General features: G+C 69.7%; 14 protein-coding genes. All 14 read right to left on the bottom strand.

What is annotated here, in order from left to right; translation table 11 throughout:
- Positions 1–39 precede the first annotated feature (39 nt).
- Positions 40–183, bottom strand: a complete 144-nt coding sequence (locus tag PK98_RS16980; protein WP_161792387.1) for a hypothetical protein — start codon at positions 181–183, stop codon at positions 40–42.
- A gap of 317 nt (positions 184–500) precedes the next feature.
- On the bottom strand, positions 501–1,301 hold the full coding sequence (locus PK98_RS01560; RefSeq protein ID WP_039093771.1) for a pyrroline-5-carboxylate reductase family protein: 801 nt from the start codon (positions 1,299–1,301) through the stop codon (positions 501–503).
- A gap of 4 nt (positions 1,302–1,305) precedes the next feature.
- Positions 1,306–1,812 carry a type III secretion system chaperone family protein gene (locus PK98_RS01555; RefSeq protein ID WP_039096094.1) on the bottom strand — a complete coding sequence of 169 codons (507 nt, stop codon included), beginning with the start codon at positions 1,810–1,812 and terminating at the stop codon, positions 1,306–1,308.
- Between the two features lie 153 nt (positions 1,813–1,965).
- On the bottom strand, positions 1,966–3,834 hold the full coding sequence (locus PK98_RS01550) for a hypothetical protein (protein WP_161792386.1): 1,869 nt from the start codon (positions 3,832–3,834) through the stop codon (positions 1,966–1,968).
- Positions 3,835–3,907: 73 nt separating this feature from the next.
- On the bottom strand, positions 3,908–5,488 hold the full coding sequence (gene ftsZ, locus PK98_RS01545; RefSeq protein WP_039093769.1) for a cell division protein FtsZ: 1,581 nt from the start codon (positions 5,486–5,488) through the stop codon (positions 3,908–3,910).
- Positions 5,489–5,621: 133 nt separating this feature from the next.
- Positions 5,622–6,914, bottom strand: a complete 1,293-nt coding sequence (gene ftsA / locus PK98_RS01540; RefSeq protein ID WP_039093768.1) for a cell division protein FtsA — start codon at positions 6,912–6,914, stop codon at positions 5,622–5,624.
- A complete protein-coding gene (locus PK98_RS01535) occupies positions 6,914–7,831 on the bottom strand; it encodes a cell division protein FtsQ/DivIB (RefSeq protein WP_039093766.1) in 918 nt (305 codons plus the stop codon). Before PK98_RS01535 ends, ftsA begins: the two co-directional genes overlap by 1 nt.
- Entirely contained in the window at positions 7,831–8,838 is a 1,008-nt protein-coding gene (locus tag PK98_RS01530; protein WP_052207868.1) for a D-alanine--D-alanine ligase, read from the bottom strand. The genes PK98_RS01535 and PK98_RS01530 overlap by 1 nt, the downstream gene beginning before the upstream one ends.
- Positions 8,835–9,746 carry a UDP-N-acetylmuramate dehydrogenase gene (murB, locus tag PK98_RS01525; protein WP_039093764.1) on the bottom strand — a complete coding sequence of 304 codons (912 nt, stop codon included), beginning with the start codon at positions 9,744–9,746 and terminating at the stop codon, positions 8,835–8,837. The genes PK98_RS01530 and murB overlap by 4 nt, the downstream gene beginning before the upstream one ends.
- Positions 9,743–11,170: a UDP-N-acetylmuramate--L-alanine ligase gene (gene murC, locus PK98_RS01520; RefSeq protein WP_039093762.1), complete on the bottom strand. Its 1,428-nt coding sequence runs from the start codon at positions 11,168–11,170 to the stop codon at positions 9,743–9,745. Before murC ends, murB begins: the two co-directional genes overlap by 4 nt.
- Positions 11,167–12,387, bottom strand: coding sequence for an undecaprenyldiphospho-muramoylpentapeptide beta-N-acetylglucosaminyltransferase (gene murG, locus PK98_RS01515; RefSeq protein WP_052207867.1), 1,221 nt, complete (start codon positions 12,385–12,387; stop codon positions 11,167–11,169). The genes murC and murG overlap by 4 nt, the downstream gene beginning before the upstream one ends.
- Positions 12,384–13,598 carry an FtsW/RodA/SpoVE family cell cycle protein gene (locus PK98_RS01510; protein ID WP_039093760.1) on the bottom strand — a complete coding sequence of 405 codons (1,215 nt, stop codon included), beginning with the start codon at positions 13,596–13,598 and terminating at the stop codon, positions 12,384–12,386. The genes murG and PK98_RS01510 overlap by 4 nt, the downstream gene beginning before the upstream one ends.
- Positions 13,595–14,932: a UDP-N-acetylmuramoyl-L-alanine--D-glutamate ligase gene (gene murD, locus PK98_RS01505; protein ID WP_039093758.1), complete on the bottom strand. Its 1,338-nt coding sequence runs from the start codon at positions 14,930–14,932 to the stop codon at positions 13,595–13,597. Before murD ends, PK98_RS01510 begins: the two co-directional genes overlap by 4 nt.
- The gene (gene mraY, locus PK98_RS01500; protein ID WP_039093756.1) at positions 14,929–15,996 is read right to left on the bottom strand and encodes a phospho-N-acetylmuramoyl-pentapeptide-transferase; all 1,068 of its coding nucleotides are present in this window, start codon (positions 15,994–15,996) and stop codon (positions 14,929–14,931) included. The genes murD and mraY overlap by 4 nt, the downstream gene beginning before the upstream one ends.
- Between the last annotated feature and the right edge of the window lie 21 nt (positions 15,997–16,017).

Raw genomic sequence — 16,017 nt, 5'->3', positions numbered from 1 at the left:
TCCAGTCTCCGTATATGACGGCCCGATGGGGGCCGCTCGTCACCAGGCAATATCATCCTTCGGCAGCGCGCTTTCAAGGAAAACCGGACGGCCGGCAAAAAGCGCCGAAATCAGCAATCCTTTGATACACGGCGTTCCCTGGCCGGGTCGGGAACCCTGCTCGTCGGGATGCTGCTCCGTCATCCTCTGCACACGGGAGACCTGCATGGATCACCGCAAGATCGGCCTCGGTATCCTTTCCATCATGCTCGGCCTTGGCGAACTGCTGGCCAGCCGCAAGATCACGCGCGTGAACTGATCGCCGGGGCCGGCCTGCTCGCCACGCCGATCAACGCCTGGGCGCGTGCCGCAGGCGAAGTGCTGGATATCGCCGCGACCAGCGCCGCCGTGCGCAACAGTCCGCGCAACGGGATCGCCTAGGGGCACCCTCGCCTTTGTGGTCGGCGCGCTGGTGCTGGATACGCTGCCCGCCCGCGAGTTCGCGCGGCGTTGACACCCCGTCAGGCGGTGCGCGCCTCCGCCGCCATGGCGGCACTCCGGTCGCGTGCCGCCCGCAGGCATTCGAGCGCCAGCTCGTTGATCGCGCCCGCTTCGTCGAGCACGTCCAGCCCGGCGCGGGTCACCCCGCCGGGGCTGGCGACGCGATCGGCCAGGACCCCGGGGTCCTCCGGGCTGCTCGCTGCCAGCGCCGATGCGCCTTCCGCCATCGCCACGGCCAGCCGGGCGGCCTTGTCCGGCGCCATGCCCAGCTCCCGCGCGGCCGCCGCCAGCGCATCGATGTAGCGATAGACGAAGGCCGGGCCGGAGCCGGCCAGGGCGGTAACCAGGTCGAAGTCGGCCTCGTCGAACCATTCCGGCGTACCCAGCGGCTGCATCAGCGTGAACACCGCCTCCCGCTCAGCATCGTTCAGCCTGTCCGCCGCCAGCGCCACAGGGCTCTTGCCCAGCGCCACGGCGAGGTTCGGCATGATCCGCACCAGCCCGCCCGCGTCGGCAAAGCGCTGGCGCAGGCTGGAAAGCTCGACACCTGCCAGCAGCGACAGCACGATGGTGCCGGGCCCGGCCAGTGGCGCAATCGACGGCGCCGCCTCATCCAGTCCCTGCGGCTTGATGCCCAGCAGGATTGCATCGAACTGCTCCCCCGCTGGCAACTCCGGCAGGTGCCGCACACCGGCTGGCAGGCCCGTTGCGCGCGGATCGACCACCGTGAAGCGGTCAACCTCCATGCCGCCGGCCAGCCAGCCGCGCAGCATCGCCCCGGCCATGTTGCCACAGCCGACCAGCAGGACGGTGCTCACCATCGGATCAGGCCTCCCCGGCGGCATCGACTAGGGCCGCTTCCAGTGCCTCGCGCGGGCGCTTGTCGCCCCACAGCACGAACTGGAACGCGGGATAGAACCGGTCGCATTCGGCCACGGCGCTCTCGATCGCCTGGCTCGCCATGGCGATGCTCAGCATGCCTTCGTCCCCCAGCATCAGGCCGTGGCGATACAGCAGCACGCCGCCATTCGACCACATCTCGAAATGGCCCAGCCAGACCTGTTCGTTGATCAGGGTCAGCAGCTCCTGCGCGTGGCGACGCTTGGCATCCGGCACGCGGATCTCGGGCAGGCAGAGGATCTGCAGCACGCGATCCTCCGCACGCCAGACGCAGCGCAGCTGGTAGCTGGTCCAGCTGCCCTGGATCTCGCCGCTGATCTCTTCCTCGCTCACCTGCTCGCACGGCCAGCCATGGGCCTCGAACAGCTGGGCCAGCATCTCGACCGGCGCGGCGTCGTCCGCTTCTTCCATCACATCCCGCTCGGTATTCATGCGGCCCCGTTCCGTTTCGTCGTCATGGCCCCGCTTTGCCCGCTGCGGCGGGGCAAAGGCAAACCGCCGGCGCAAGGCTGCGGGGCATAAGCGATATTGCCTGTTGGCAAGGTGTGCACAATCATCACGGAAACAAGCGGTGCGCCCGCCCGGTCAGTCAAGCGCGCGCACATCCTCCCCCCGCGCGCTGGTGAACTGGAAGCTGTCGACCCCGGCTTCCTTCAGCGACGCGACCAGCGCCTCCGCCTCGGCGGAGGTGTACGGTCCGGCCAGCAGGCGCGTGCGGCCGTCCCAGTCGGCCAGGTGCGGCTTGGCCGACTGCAGCAGCTCGCCGGCGGCGCGGCGGATCCGCCGCCAGTCGAACCCGAGCGCGGCGCTGTCGCGGCCGGTCGCCAGCTGCACCCAGTGCCGGCTGGGCACCGGCGGCGGCGCCGGCGGAGCCGGTGGGGCCGGCGGCGGCTTGGGGCGTTCCCGCGGCGGAGCGATGGTGGTGATGTCGACGCCGCCCGCAGCGACCGGATCGGGCATCGCCGCCGGCTGGACAAAGGTCGCGAACGCACCGGCCATGTCGAGCGGCACCTGGGTCTCCGCCACTTGAGGTGCGGGTGCGGGTGCGGGCGCTTCGGCGAACTCCGGTGCCGGTGCGACCGGGGGCGCCTCGGCGAACTCGGGTGCCGGTGCATCGGCAGTCACGGTCTCAGATGCAGGTGCGTCCTGAACAGGCGCAAGCTCGGCCGACGCCACGATGGCTGGTGCCGGCACGTACTCGGACGGCGGCACAGATCCCTCCGTCGGCACATACCCGGTCGGGGGCACATATGCCGGCGGTGGCGGATATGCAGGCACATAGTCGGGCACGGTCGCGACAGGCCCTGCCGCGAGCTGACCCGGCTGTTCCAGAACGGCGACCACCACCGGCTGCGATGCCGGGGTCGGGAGCGGTGCCGGAACCGGGGCTGACGCCGGAGCAGAATGGCTGACCGGGGCCAGTTCCTGGCTGACAGCCGCAAACACCGGCGGCAATTGCTGCGGCACAGGCTCGGGCAGAGGCTGAACGACCGGCACTGCCACCGGTTCGACCGCCTGCTGCTGGACAGGTTGCGCGGGCGCGGGCGCCGGCGTCGACCCCATGGCCGCGCCACCCGGCACCAGGCGGGCATCGACCGTTGCCACCTGAGGCGGCGTGACCGCCCGCGCCGGAGCTTGCCGCGCCAAAGCGGCAATCGCCGGATCGTCCTGTCCGATCTGATGCGCCTGCGGAAAACGGCCCAGATGCGCCGCGGCCGCCTGCTGTGCGCGGGTCAGCCGGGGCATGTAGCGAAGGTAGGGCGCCAGGCGGCTGGACAGCCGCTCCGGCAGCATGGTCTGGGCGATCGACACGGCCTCGTCCTGCTGCCCGTTGATGGCAAGCGCGAAGGCCCGCATGCGGAACGCCGACAGGTCGCCTTGCTGCAGCAGCGGCAGCAGCGTCGCCTCGAACCCGGTGCGATCGCCGGCGATCGCCTGGCTGATCGCCAGCCGCAACGTCACACGGTCATCCGGGCCCAGGCTCAGCGCGCGATCATATTCGACCTGCGCCGCCGCATTGTTGCCGACCAGATCATAGGCGAGCCCGCGATCGGCCGCATAGGCGGTCAGGTCGGTGCCGACGGCCTCCGCCGCATCGAACGCAGCCAACGCATCCGCCGGGCGGTCCTGCCGGACCAGCAGCACGGCATGGCCGGCCGCGACCCGCCCATCCTGCGGCGCGACATCGCGCGCGCGCGCGTAGAAGCTCTGCGCCGCCGCCAGGTCACCCAGATAGAGCGCGGCATCCCCGGCCTGCAGCAACGCCGCGAGATCCTCCGGTTGCTGCGCCAGAACGCGCATCGCCTCGGCCAGACGGTCGGCCTCGGGCCCGGGGATCGCCTGCACCACGGCCTGCGCGAACGCCGGCGTGGCGGGGAACAGCACCGGCAAGGCCAGGATTGCCAGGGGAAGCAGGTGTCGCCCGGCTGCTCTGGCCCGTCCCTCGGCCATCATGGCATATGGGGTGCAGCCGTCCGGCGCGCCTGCTTTCGCAGCACGCAGCGGACGGTCTGCAGGATGGCCCAGCTTACTGATTGCTCTGCCGCCCAAGGAAGCGGGGAATGCGCAACCCTCCGGAGGCCGGCTTGGGCGCCGGTGCGGGAGCCGGGGTCGGGGCAGGTGCAGGCTGCTCCGCCACCGGTTCCGGTGCGCGAGCCGCCGGGCGGGAGACGGTGGACATCCGCTCGAACAGCGAACCCGATGTAGCTGCGGTTGCATCCGCCGCCAGGCTCTGGCCACCGGCCACGATCCGGCGACGCTGCGCCGCCGCACTGACGGCATGCTGGTCCGCCGGGCGCGCGCTCATGTCGCTTTCGTCCAGCAACAGTTCGTCCTGCTGGTCGGAGTGATCGTCGTGCAACGTGTCCAGCGTCAGCTCCAGCGTATCATCATCCTGCCGGTCCGCATCGGAATCGTCCGTCAGGTTCGCCGCAACGGGTTCCGACTGGGTGGTGGTGGCAGCGGCCGGCGCGAACTGCCGCGGTTCGGTCGGCGCGGGACGCGGGGCCGGCTCGGCCGCCGCCGGGCTTGCTGCCGGAGGGGTCGAGGCGATCGCCGGACGGCGCAGACCGCGGCCGGCACCCAGGCCGGAGGGCTGCGTCGCGGCGGCTCGCTGCTGGACCGGGGTTGGAACCTGCTCGCCCGGGGTCTCGATCCCGGTGGCGACCACAGAGACGCGGATCTTGCCTTCCAGGTCGGGATTGAAGGCGGAACCCCAGATGATGTTCGCCTCGGGATCGACCAGTTCGCGGATGTGGTTGGCCGCCTCGTCGATCTCCAGCAGCTTCATGTCCTCGCCACCGATGATGGAGATGATCACGCCCTTGGCGCCCTGCATCGACACGCCATCCAGCAGCGGGTTGGCGATCGCCTTCTCCGCCGCTTCCAGCGCGCGGTTCGGGCCCTCGCCCTCGCCCGTGCCCATCATCGCCTTGCCCATCTCGCCCATCACGGAACGCACGTCGGCGAAGTCGAGGTTGATCAGGCCCGGCATCACCATCAGGTCGGTAATGGACCGTACACCCTGCTGCAGCACCTCGTCACCCAGCAGGAACGCCTCCTTGAAGGTGGTTTCCGCCTTGGCGATCAGGAACAGGTTCTGGTTGGGAATGACGATCAGCGTATCGACCGACTTCTGCAGTTCCTCGATCCCGGCCTCCGCCGAACGCATCCGGCGGGTGCCTTCGAACAGGAACGGCTTGGTCACCACGCCCACGGTCAGGATGCCCTTGTCGCGCGCGATCTCCGCGATCACGGGCGCCGCCCCGGTGCCGGTGCCGCCGCCCATGCCCGCCGCGATGAACACCATGTTCACGCCTTCCAGCGCCCGCTCGATCTCCTCGACCGTCTCTTCCGCCGCCGCGCGGCCGACTTCCGGGCGCGAGCCTGCGCCCAGGCCCCGGGTGCATTCGGGGCCGAGCTGGATGCGGTGCTCCGCCAGCGAATTGTTCAGCGCCTGCGCATCGGTGTTGGCGACGATGAAATCGACACCTTCGATCTGCGCCTCGATCATGTTGGCGATGGCGTTGCCGCCCGCCCCGCCCACGCCGATCACGGTGATCCGGGGGCGCAGTTCCTCAACCGAGGGCGGGCCGATATTGATGCTCATTGCAAAAGCTCTCCTGCGGAGCGGTAACGGATGGGACGTCTAGCGCTCTAATGCCATAAAGCGTGAATAACAGGCAAAATGCGGCAGGGCGCTATCCACAGTCTGCCCGACTGTGCCAGGTCGGGCCTGCCGGTCAGAAATACTCCTTCATCGCCCGCCATACGCGGATGGCGCCGGCAATGCCGGACTGGCGCTGCGCAGCGCCGTGCCGCGGACTGAGGAAGCGGATGTCGGCGGGGTCTTCCAGCACCTGCAGGATCAGGCCCGCCAGGGTGGAGAAGCCCGGCGCGGCATGCGCCTCCGGCAGGCCCTTCAGCGCGGGCGGCTTGCCGATCCGCACCGGTCGGCCCAGTGCCGACTGCATGTAATCGGCCAGCCCGGTCAGTTCCGCACCGCCGCCGGTCAGCACCACCTGCCCGCGCTGATGCCGGGCACCCGCGCCGGCATAGCCCATCGCCTCCAGCGCGCGCGCGATGTCGCCACCCTGCCGGTCAAGCTCGGTCACGATCGTGCTCACAAGATCGGCCCGGCTGATCCGGTTGCGATCGTCCGCTCCGCGCGCGAGCGGGCCGATCTGCTCGTCCCCCGGCCCGTTGACCGGGATCATCTCCCGGTGATCGGCCGGGCTGGCGATCGCCGAGCCATGGAAACATTTCAGCCGCTCCGCCTGATGGCGACGGATGCCCAGGCCGCTGGCGATGGCGTCGGTGATGTCGGCCGATCCGGTCGGGATGCACACCATGTCCACCAATGCGCCGCCGGCATGGATCGACACGGTGGTGACCTGCGCGCCCAGTTCCACCAGCGCCACCCCCAGATCACGCTCCTCCGCGCTGAGACAGGCAAGCCCGGCGGCAAGCGGGCTGGCGACCAGCGCCGCCACGTCCAGATGCGCGCTCTGCACCGCTTCGCGCAGATTGCGCATCGGTGCGCCTTCCGCCAGGACCATGTGGATGTCGACGCCCAGCCGATCGGCATGCAGGCCCAGCGGATTGGCGATGCCGTCGGCACCATCCAGGAAATAGCAGGCCGGTGTCGCGTGCAGCACCATGCGCCCGTCCGGCTCCAGCGTGTCGCGCGCGGCCAGCAGCAGCTGTTCCAGATCGTCTTCTTCCACCCGGCGACCGCCGATCTCGATCTCGATCGGGTCGACCCGCGTGGTCAGGCCGGCGCCGGACGCCGCGATCGTGACGGACTGGACGCTGGTGCCGGCCAGCTTCTCGGCCCGCTCCACCGCGTCGCGCACGGCGTAGGTCGCCGCCGCCATGTCGGTCACGAAGCCGCGCTTGATGCCCTGGCTCGCCCGGTGGCCACTGCCCAGGATCACGGGCGTGCCGTCCTCCTGCACGCCGGCGATCATGGCCGAGATGCGGAAGGAGCCGAGATTGACCGCGCCGATCACGCGGGTGATGCGGGGTTCGGCCATCAGATGTCGCCCGCCTTGGCCAGCGCGGCTTCCTGAGCACGGCCGGGAACGCGCATGTAGATGCGGTCGGGGTTGCGCATGTCGAACCGGGCGACGCTGCCGCCCAGTAGCCGGTTGACCCCGTCCAGCCGGGCAAAGCTGAGCAGCGCGGCGCGGCTGCGCTCCGCCCCTTGCGGCAATGCGAGCACCTGCCCGGTGGTGAAGGTCAGGTCCCAGCGCCGCTTGCCGACCCATTCCGCCCGCGCCACCCGGGGCTGCAGGGCAGGCGCGGCGCCGAGCAGTTCGTCCAGCGCCTCCACCTGCCGGTCGGCCTCCTCGCCGGCGATCTGCAAGCGGCCACGCGCCGCCTGCGGGGACACCCGCTCCAGCCGCTGTCCGCTGCCATCGATCAGCGCCAGCGAGCCGTCGCCACCTTCCAGCACCGCGCGCGGGCTGCGTTCGACGATATCGACCACGATCGTGTCGGGCAGCTGGCGCGAGACCCGCGCATCGGCGACCCAGGGCAATTGCAGCAGCGCGCTGCGCATCTCGCCCAGGCTGACCAGTGGCATCGCCCGGTCGCGCACACCCAGCACCCGCTCGTACACGGTGACCTCGTTCATCCGGGCTACGCCGCGCACCTCCACCCGGCGCACCTCGAACCCGGCATCGCCGATCGCGACGGCAGCCTGCTGTCCGATCATCGCCGGGATCCCGGCCAGGCTGGCGACCAGCCATGCGACCACCGCCGCCGCCAGCAGGATCAGACCCAGGAAGAACCTGTGCAGCTGCTCCTCGGTAAACGGCAGCAGCCGGGCCGCCGCATCCAGCATGCCGCCGGTATGCGCCTTGGCCGCCCGCGCCTTCTGCGCCGCGCCTGCGCCGCGCGCTTGGCGCCGGACGTTGCGCTGCCCGGTGCGGCGGATGGTCTGCGCCATCAGCCCGCCTGCCCGATATCGACCGGTGCCAGACGCCCGGCCAGCCGCAGCGCATCCTCCACGATCAGCTCCACCAGATCGGCGTAGGAGATCCCGCAGGCGCGCGCCTGCTCTGGCACCAGGCTGAGCGGGGTCATGCCCGGCTGTGTGTTGGTTTCGAGCAGGAACAGCCCGGCCTCGCTCTGCTCGTCATCCCAGCGGAAGTCGGACCGGCTGGTCCCGCGGCAACCCAGCAGCTGATGCGCCTGCAAGGCATATTCCAGGCACAGCCGCTCGATCTCCGGCGGGATCTCCGCCGGGCAGACGTGCCGGGTCATGCCCTCGGTGTACTTGGCGTCGAAATCGTAGAAGCCGCTTTCCGGCACCAGCTCCGTCACCATCAGCGCACGCGGGCCGTCCGAACCGGCCAGCACGGCCGTGGTCAGCTCGCGCCCGCGGATGTAGGGCTCTGCCAGCAGGCGGCCGAATTCCTGCCACGGACCAGCGGCATCGGGGCGGATCGGGTTGCCGTAATTGCTCTCGTCCATGACGATCGCCACGCCCACGCTCGATCCCTCGTTCACCGGCTTCAGCACATAGGGGCGTACCAGCGGATCACCTTCGTGCAGCGAGGCGCTGTCCACGATGCGCCCGCCCGGCATTGGTACGCCATGCGGGACCAGCGCATGCTTGGTCAGTTCCTTGTCGATCGCGATGACGGAGGTGGCGAGACCCGAATGGGTGTACGGCACGCCCATCAGGTCCAGCATGCCCTGCACCGTGCCATCTTCCCCCGGCACGCCATGCAGCGCGTTGAACACCACATCCGGCGCCGCCGCCGCGATGCGCGCGGCAACGTCCCGCTCCATGTCGATGCGGGTCACCCGGTGGCCACGGCTTTCCAGCGCGTCGGCCACGCCGGCCCCGCTGGTCAGCGATACGGGGCGCTCGCTCGCCCAGCCGCCCATGAGGACGACGATGTGCAAATGCGGCAGGCCGATGCCCGACTGGCCCTGCTGTTCGCTCATGGCCGGCCCACCCGCTTGATTTCCCATTCCAACGTCACGCCTGTCTGCTCCGCCACCCGCCGGCGGACTTCCTCGCCAAGCTGCTCGATATCCGCGCTGCTCGCAGTGCCGGTGTTTATCAAGAAGTTGGTGTGCTTCTCGCTGACCTGCGCCCCGCCGCGGGTCAGCCCGCGGCACCCTGCCCGATCGACCAGCTGCCAAGCCTTCTCGCCATTTGATACCTCGGGGGCCGGATTCTTGAAGGTGGAGCCGCCGGTCTTGCTGCGCAGCGGCTGCGTCGCCTCGCGCGCGGCAGCGATGCGGTCCATCTCCGCGCCGATGCTGGCGGGATCGTCCGGCATGCCGCGCAGCCGCGCCGCGGTGACGATCGCTCCGTCGGGCAGGCGCGAGTGACGATAGGAGAAGCCCAGGTCACTCGCGGGCACGCTGATCGCCGCACCATCGGGCATCACCACGTCGCAGTCGACCAGCACATCCGCCACCTCGCGGCCATAGGCGCCGCCATTCATGCGCACGAAGCCGCCGACCGTGCCGGGAATGCCGCGCAGGAACTCAAGTCCGCCGATCCCCGCATCGCGTGCGGTGCTGGCGACCAGGATGCCGCTGGCCCCGCCGCCACATTCCAGCACGTGGTCCCGGCGCACCTCCACCGTGGAGAACGGCTTGCCCAGCCGCACCACCACGCCGGGCACGCCGCCATCGCGGATGATCAGGTTGGACCCCAGCCCAAGCGCCATGACCGGCGTGACGGGATCGATCTGTTCCAGGAAGCCGAGCAGATCGTCCTGATCGGCGGGTTCGAACAGCCAGTCGGCCGCGCCCCCGCTCTTGAACCAGACGAGCTTGTCCAAGGGCGCGTTCGCGGTCAGCCGGCCGCGCACGACCGGCGCGTCATCCAGCCGGGTCATGCCGGCTGTCCGGCAACGGCCGGCAGGCGCTCGGCAATGGCGGGCGCCAGGTCCGCGGCCCAGCGGGTGATGTCGCCCGCGCCCAGGCACACCACCATGTCGCCGGGCTGCACCAGCGGCGCCAGTACATCGGCCAGGGCCCCGGCGTCGGGCACCAGCCCGGCCTGCCGCTGTCCGCGCGCCTGCAGCCCTTCGATCAGCGTCGCCGAACTGACGCCGTCGATCGGCGCCTCTCCTGCGGAATAGACCGGCGCGGCGAAGACCATGTCGGCATCGCCGAACGCACCCTGGAAGTCGCCCATCAGATCGCGCAGCCGGGTATAGCGATGCGGCTGCACAACTGCGATCACGCGGCCCTCGGCCGCCTCCCGCGCGGCCGACAGCACCGCGCGGATCTCCACCGGATGATGGCCGTAATCATCGATCACCGTAGCACCATTCACCTCGCCCACGCGGGTGAAGCGGCGGCGCACGCCGCCGAACCGGGCGAAGCCGGTGCGGATCACCTCGTCACCGCAGCCCAGCTCCGCCGCCACCGCGATCGCGGCCAGTGCGTTCAGCACATTGTGCCGGCCTGGCATGGGCAGGTGCACATCGGCGATTACCCGCCGGCTGCCATCGCGCGCCACATGCACCGCATCGAAGGTGTTGCCGCCCCCGCCGCTGCGCACATGGTCCGCGCGCCAGTCCGCCTGGGCGGAGAAGCCGTAGGTCACGATCCGCCGGTCGCGCACGCGGGCGATCACCTGCTGCACTTCCGGATGATCCAGGCACAGCACCGCCGCGCCATAGAACGGCACGTTCTCGATGAACTCCACGAACGCCTCGCGCACCGCGTCGAAGCTGCCGTAATGATCCAGGTGCTCCGGATCGATATTGGTGACGACAGCGATCGTCCCGTCCAGCCGCAGGAAGCTGCCGTCGCTCTCGTCCGCCTCCACCACCATCCATTCGCTGGCGCCGAGCCGGGCGTTGGAGCCGTACTGCTCGATGATGCCGCCATTGATCACGGTCGGGTCCACCCCGCCCGCATCCAGCAGTGCGGCGACCATGCTGGTGGTGGTGGTCTTGCCATGGGTACCGGCGACCGCGACCGTGCTCTTCAGCCGCATCAGCTCCGCCAGCATCTCCGCCCGGCGCACCACCGGCACGCGGGCGGACAGGGCGGCGGCGACCTCCGGATTGTCGCGCTTCACCGCAGTGGAGACGACCACCACCGCTACGCCGGCCACGTTGGCTGCCGCATGGCCGATGCTGACCGGAATGCCGCGGCCACGCAACCGCTCCACGCTGGCGCCCTCCGCCTGATCGGAGCCCTGCACGTGGTAGCCCAGATTGTGCATCACCTCGGCAATACCGGACATGCCGATGCCGCCGATGCCGACGAAGTGGATCGTGCCGATGTCGGTGCCGACGCCCTTCACTGCGCCGCATCCGTCGTGCTGACCGCGCCGGCCAGCGCCGCGCCGGTGGCCGGCTTGGCGGCAGCGGTGCGGATCACGTCCTGCACCGGGGTGCCGCCGAACCCTTCCACCAGGTCGGCCAGGTCGCGCGCAGCATCGGGTCGGCCGCAATTCCATGCGGCATGGGCGGCAACGGCAAGCCCCTCCGGATCGGCGGCGAGTTCGGCCACCTGTCGCGCCAGTTCCTCGGGCGTGAACAGATGCTGCCGGATCGACCGCGCCCCGCCGGCTGCCGCCAGTTCGACGGCGTTGGCAGCCTGATGATCGTCGGTGGCGATGGGCAGCGGGACCAGGATCGCCGGACGCCCAGCCGCGCTCAGTTCGGCGATGGTGCTGGCGCCGGCCCGCCCGACGAACAGATGCGTGCCCGCCAGACGCGCGTCCATGTCCTCGAAGAAGCTGGCGAGATCGGCCGCGATGCCGTTCTCCGCATAGAAGGCGCGCACGCCGGCCAGATCCTCCGGCCGGCACTGCTGCGTCACCTGCAACCGTGCGCGCAGCTCGGGCGGCAGCAAGGCCAGACCCCGCGGCACGACATCGGACAGGATCCGCGCACCCTGGCTGCCGCCCGTCACCAGCAGACGGATCGGCCCGTCGGGCGTAACCAGCGGATAGGGCTCGTCCCGCAGCGACAGCACCGCCGGCCGCACCGGATTGCCCACCACGTGCACCTTGCCTGCCAGTGCCGGATCGAGCCGGGCGACCTTCTCGTAAGCGGTGGCGATCGCATCCACCCGGCTGGCGAGCAGGCGGTTAACCCGGCCCAGCACGGCATTCTGTTCGTGGATCACAGTCGGAATGTTCTCGCCATTCGCCGCCAGCAGCGCGGGCAGAGCGGGATAGCCGCCGAAGCCGACCACGGCGGTGGGGCGCAGTCCCTTGTAGAGCGCGCGCGCCATGCGGCGGCCTTCCAGCATGGCCGACAGCGCCGCCGGCCAGCCGAGCGGATTTTTTGTGAACCGCCCCGCCGCCATGACATGGGCCGGCAGGAAATCGGGCTTGCCGGGGATCGCGGCCCCGCGCGCATCGGTGATCAGCGCCACCACATGACCGCGCCGCTCCAGCTCCTGGGCCAGGGCGTAGGCCGGTGTCAGGTGCCCGCCGGTGCCGCCGGCAACCAGCACGAAGTGGCGCGACACGATGCCAGGCAGCGGGCTTTCCCCGCCCGGTGCGGTCATCGCCCGCGCTCCTGCCCGGAGCCGGGCAGGCCTTCGCGTTCCACGAACGGATTGCGCCGCGTGATCGCCAGCAGCAGCCCCACCAGGAAGCACTGCGCGATGGTGGATGAGCCGCCATAGCTGACCAGCGGCAGCGTCATCCCCTTGGACGGGAACAGCTGCAGGTTGACCAGCATGTTGATGAAGGCCTGCCCGCCGAACAGGGCGATCAGGCCGGTAGCCGAAAGCAGGGTGAACAGATTGTCCTCGCCGATCATCCGCTGCACCACGCGCAGCACGATCGCCAGATAGACCAGGACGACGAAGGCGCAAACCAGCAGACCGAACTCTTCCCCGATCACGGAGAAGATGTAGTCGGTATGCGCCTCCGGCAGCATCATCTTGCGCCGGCCCAGCCACAGGCCGCTGCCGGTCCAACCGCCATTCATGATGGTGCGGCGGGCCAGGTCCACCTGGTCGTAGGCGGTGCCGCCGCCCAGGAAGCTGTCGATCCGGTGCCGGGCATTGTCATAGGTGAGATACGCGATCACCAGCGCGGCGAAGCCTGCCCCGCCCAGGATGCCGATGCGCTTCAGCGGCAGGCCCGCCAGCAGCACCAGCACGAACCAGGCGCCGGTGAACAGGATCGCGTCGCCCAGATTGGGCTGCAGCATCAGCAGCCCGACGACCAGCGCCAGCAGGCCGGCGCTGACGCCGATCACCGGCAGGTCGGGATCGCGCAGCCGCCAGCTGAGCACCCACGCGACCGTCACCAGGAAGACCGGCTTCAGGAACTCGGACGGCTGGAAGCGGATGCCCAGGTTCAGCCAGCGGCGTGCACCGTTGACCTCGCTCCCCACCAGCGGGACCAGCACCAGCGCCAGCAGCATCAGCACCGTCAGCAGGATCGATCCGCGCCGGATCAGCGGCAGCGACAGGAACGACGTGGCGATCAGCACCACCAGTCCCAGCAGCTGGAACTGCAGGTGCAGGTAGAAGAAGTACAGGTCGGGCAACGTGCCCTCGCTGCCCGACAGGCGCCGCGCGCTCGCCGGGCTGGCGGCTGCCACCGCCAGAGCGCCCAGCGCCATCAGCAGCAGCACCATGGCCAGCAACGGGCGGTCGATCTCCTGCCACCAGATGCGCAGCCGCTGACGCCGCGTGCGCGGAAACTGCACGCCGGCCGCCTGGCGGACGCCGGGCCGTGGCACGTAGGGGCGGGCGACATTCATGCGGCACGTTCCGGATCGCAGCAGGCGTCGTCCGCTCCGCTGGTGAGACTGAGGACGATCTCCCGGAAGGCATCCCCGCGCTTCTCGTAATCGCGGAACTGGTCAAAGCTGGCGCAGGCGGGGCTCAGCAGTACCACCTCGCCCGGCTGCGCGCAGGCGATCGCGCGCCGCACGGCCTCGCACATCATCTCGCACCGTTCGACCGGCATGTGAGATTCAAGGATATCGGCAAAGTGCGGCCCGGCCTCGCCGATCGTGTAGGCCCGCACGACATGGGGGAACCCGGAAGCGCATTCGTCCAGATCGTCACCCTTGGGCAAGCCGCCGACGATCCAGTGCACGTGCGGATAGGCGGACAGGGCCGGCGCGGTCGAGGCGGGGTTGGTGGCCTTGCTGTCGTTCACGAACAGCACCCCGTCGAACTCGCCGATCCGCTCCATCCGGTGCGGCAGGCCGGGATAGGTGCGGAGCGCGTGGGCCAGCGCCTCGGCCGGGATGCCGAGGGCCTGCGCTACTGCTGCCGCGGCCCAGATGTTCTGCGCGTTGTGCGGTCCTTGCAGCGCCGGGAAGGCAGCCTGGTCATGAACCGCGAAGTTCGGCTCCTCAGGCGGCAGCGACAGGGTGCCCGGCCCGGTCGGCAGGTCAAGGATGTGCTGCAGCAGACTCTCGTCCGTATCGGCCACGATGGCGGCATGCGGCTCCGTCTGCATTCCGAACAGGCGCAGTTTCGACTGCTTGTAGCCTTCGAACCCGTCATAGCGGTCGAGGTGGTCGGGCGTGACGTTCAGCAGCACCGCCACGTCGCAATCAAGGCTGCGGGTGAGGTCGATCTGGTAGCTCGACAGCTCCAGCACATAGACGCCACCTTCCGGCAGCGGCTCCTGCGCCAGGATCGGCAGGCCGATATTGCCGCCCATCGTGACCGGCAGGCCGGCGACCGCGCAGATATGATGCAGCAGTGCGGTGGTGGTGGACTTGCCATTGGTGCCGGTGATGCCAACTACCTTGTGTGGCGGCAGGCTGGCGCGCGCCTGCGCAAACAGTTCGATGTCGCCGATCACCGGCACGCCGGCGGCGCGCGCACGCGCGGCAATCGGGTGCGTGTTCAGCGGCACGCCGGGGCTGACCACCACGCCATCGAAGCCGGCAAGGTCGATTTCGAGTGGGTCGGCAATCGTGCAGCGCCCCGCCAGCGCCGCGCGGGGGCCGTCCTGCCGGTCCCACGCCGTCACATGGGCGCCGCTTGCCAGCAGCGCCTCGACCGTCGCCATGCCGGACCGGGCGAGGCCCAGCACGGCATAGCGACGACCGGCGAAGGTGGGGGAGGTGATCACCTGACCTTGAGCGTCGCCAGGCCCAGCACGGCCAGCACGATGGCGATGATCCAGAAGCGGATCACGACCGTCGATTCCTTCCAGCCGAGCTGTTCGAAATGATGATGGATCGGCGCCATACGGAAGATGCGCTTGCCCGTCCGCTTGAACCAGAACACCTGGATGATGACGCTGGCGGTCTCCATCACGAACAGGCCGCCGATGATCAGCAGCACGATCTCGTGATGTGCGGCCACCGCGATCGCGCCCAGTGCGCCGCCCAGGGCCAGGCTGCCGGTGTCGCCCATGAACACGGCCGCCGGCGGCGCGTTGAACCACAGGAAGGCCAGGCCCGCCCCCATAATCCCGGCGCAGAACAGCGCAAGTTCCCCGGTACCGCCCACATGCGGGATGCCCAGATACTCGGAATAGTCCACGCGACCGACCAGATAGCAGATGATCATGAAGGCGCCCGCGGCGATCACCACCGGCATGGTGGCCAGCCCGTCCAGCCCGTCCGTCAGGTTCACCGCATTGCCGAAGCCGACAATCACGGTCGCGGCGAACACGTAGTAGAACGGCCCCAGCGGCACGGCCAGCGACAGGAACGGGATATACAGGTTGGTGCTGATCTGGCTGACGATGATCCACGAGGCGACGCCGGCCACGGCGAATTCCAGCAGCAACCGCACCTTGCCGGACACGCCCTTGTGGCTGCTCTTCGTGACCTTGTCGTAATCGTCCATGAACCCGATGAGGCCGAAGCCGACGGTCACCGCCAGGCAAGCCCAGGCGAACGGGCTGGCCGGGTTCATCCACAACAGCATGGACAGCACCAGGCTGGTCAGGATCATCAGCCCGCCCATGGTCGGCGTGCCGACCTTCGCCAGGTGGGTCGGCGGCCCGTCGGCGCGGATCGGCTGGCCCTTGCCCTGCCGCACGCGCAGCATGTTGATGAAGCGGGGACCGATCATCAGCCCGATGGCGAGCGCGGTCAGCATCGTCGCGCCGGCACGGAACGTCTGATACCTGACGAGGTTCAGGAGGCCTTCGAAGCCGAGATATTCTGCAAGCAGGTACAGCATGAGTGCCTGTCAGTCCTGTTC

Source organism: Croceibacterium mercuriale (genome assembly GCF_000802385.1).
Classification (GTDB): domain Bacteria; phylum Pseudomonadota; class Alphaproteobacteria; order Sphingomonadales; family Sphingomonadaceae; genus Croceibacterium; species Croceibacterium mercuriale.
The sequence above is the reverse complement of the archived record's forward strand: the minus strand, read 5'-3'. Positions and strand labels throughout refer to the sequence as shown.

Bases quoted from the DNA above. Each gene is read 5' to 3' on its own strand.
- PK98_RS01510 (WP_039093760.1), bottom strand. From the start codon at position 13,598: ATGAATGTCGCCCGCCCCTACGTGCCACGGCCCGGCGTCCGCCAGGCG.
- PK98_RS01555 (WP_039096094.1), bottom strand. From the start codon at position 1,812: ATGAATACCGAGCGGGATGTGATGGAAGAAGCGGACGACGCCGCGCCG.
- PK98_RS01560 (WP_039093771.1), bottom strand. From the start codon at position 1,301: ATGGTGAGCACCGTCCTGCTGGTCGGCTGTGGCAACATGGCCGGGGCG.
- murG (WP_052207867.1), bottom strand. From the start codon at position 12,387: ATGACCGCACCGGGCGGGGAAAGCCCGCTGCCTGGCATCGTGTCGCGC.
- murB (WP_039093764.1), bottom strand. From the start codon at position 9,746: ATGACCCGGCTGGATGACGCGCCGGTCGTGCGCGGCCGGCTGACCGCG.
- ftsZ (WP_039093769.1), bottom strand. From the start codon at position 5,488: ATGAGCATCAATATCGGCCCGCCCTCGGTTGAGGAACTGCGCCCCCGG.
- PK98_RS16980 (WP_161792387.1), bottom strand. From the start codon at position 183: ATGACGGAGCAGCATCCCGACGAGCAGGGTTCCCGACCCGGCCAGGGA.
- ftsA (WP_039093768.1), bottom strand. From the start codon at position 6,914: ATGGCCGAACCCCGCATCACCCGCGTGATCGGCGCGGTCAATCTCGGC.
- PK98_RS01550 (WP_161792386.1), bottom strand. From the start codon at position 3,834: ATGATGGCCGAGGGACGGGCCAGAGCAGCCGGGCGACACCTGCTTCCC.
- mraY (WP_039093756.1), bottom strand. From the start codon at position 15,996: ATGCTGTACCTGCTTGCAGAATATCTCGGCTTCGAAGGCCTCCTGAAC.
- PK98_RS01535 (WP_039093766.1), bottom strand. From the start codon at position 7,831: ATGGCGCAGACCATCCGCCGCACCGGGCAGCGCAACGTCCGGCGCCAA.
- PK98_RS01530 (WP_052207868.1), bottom strand. From the start codon at position 8,838: ATGAGCGAACAGCAGGGCCAGTCGGGCATCGGCCTGCCGCATTTGCAC.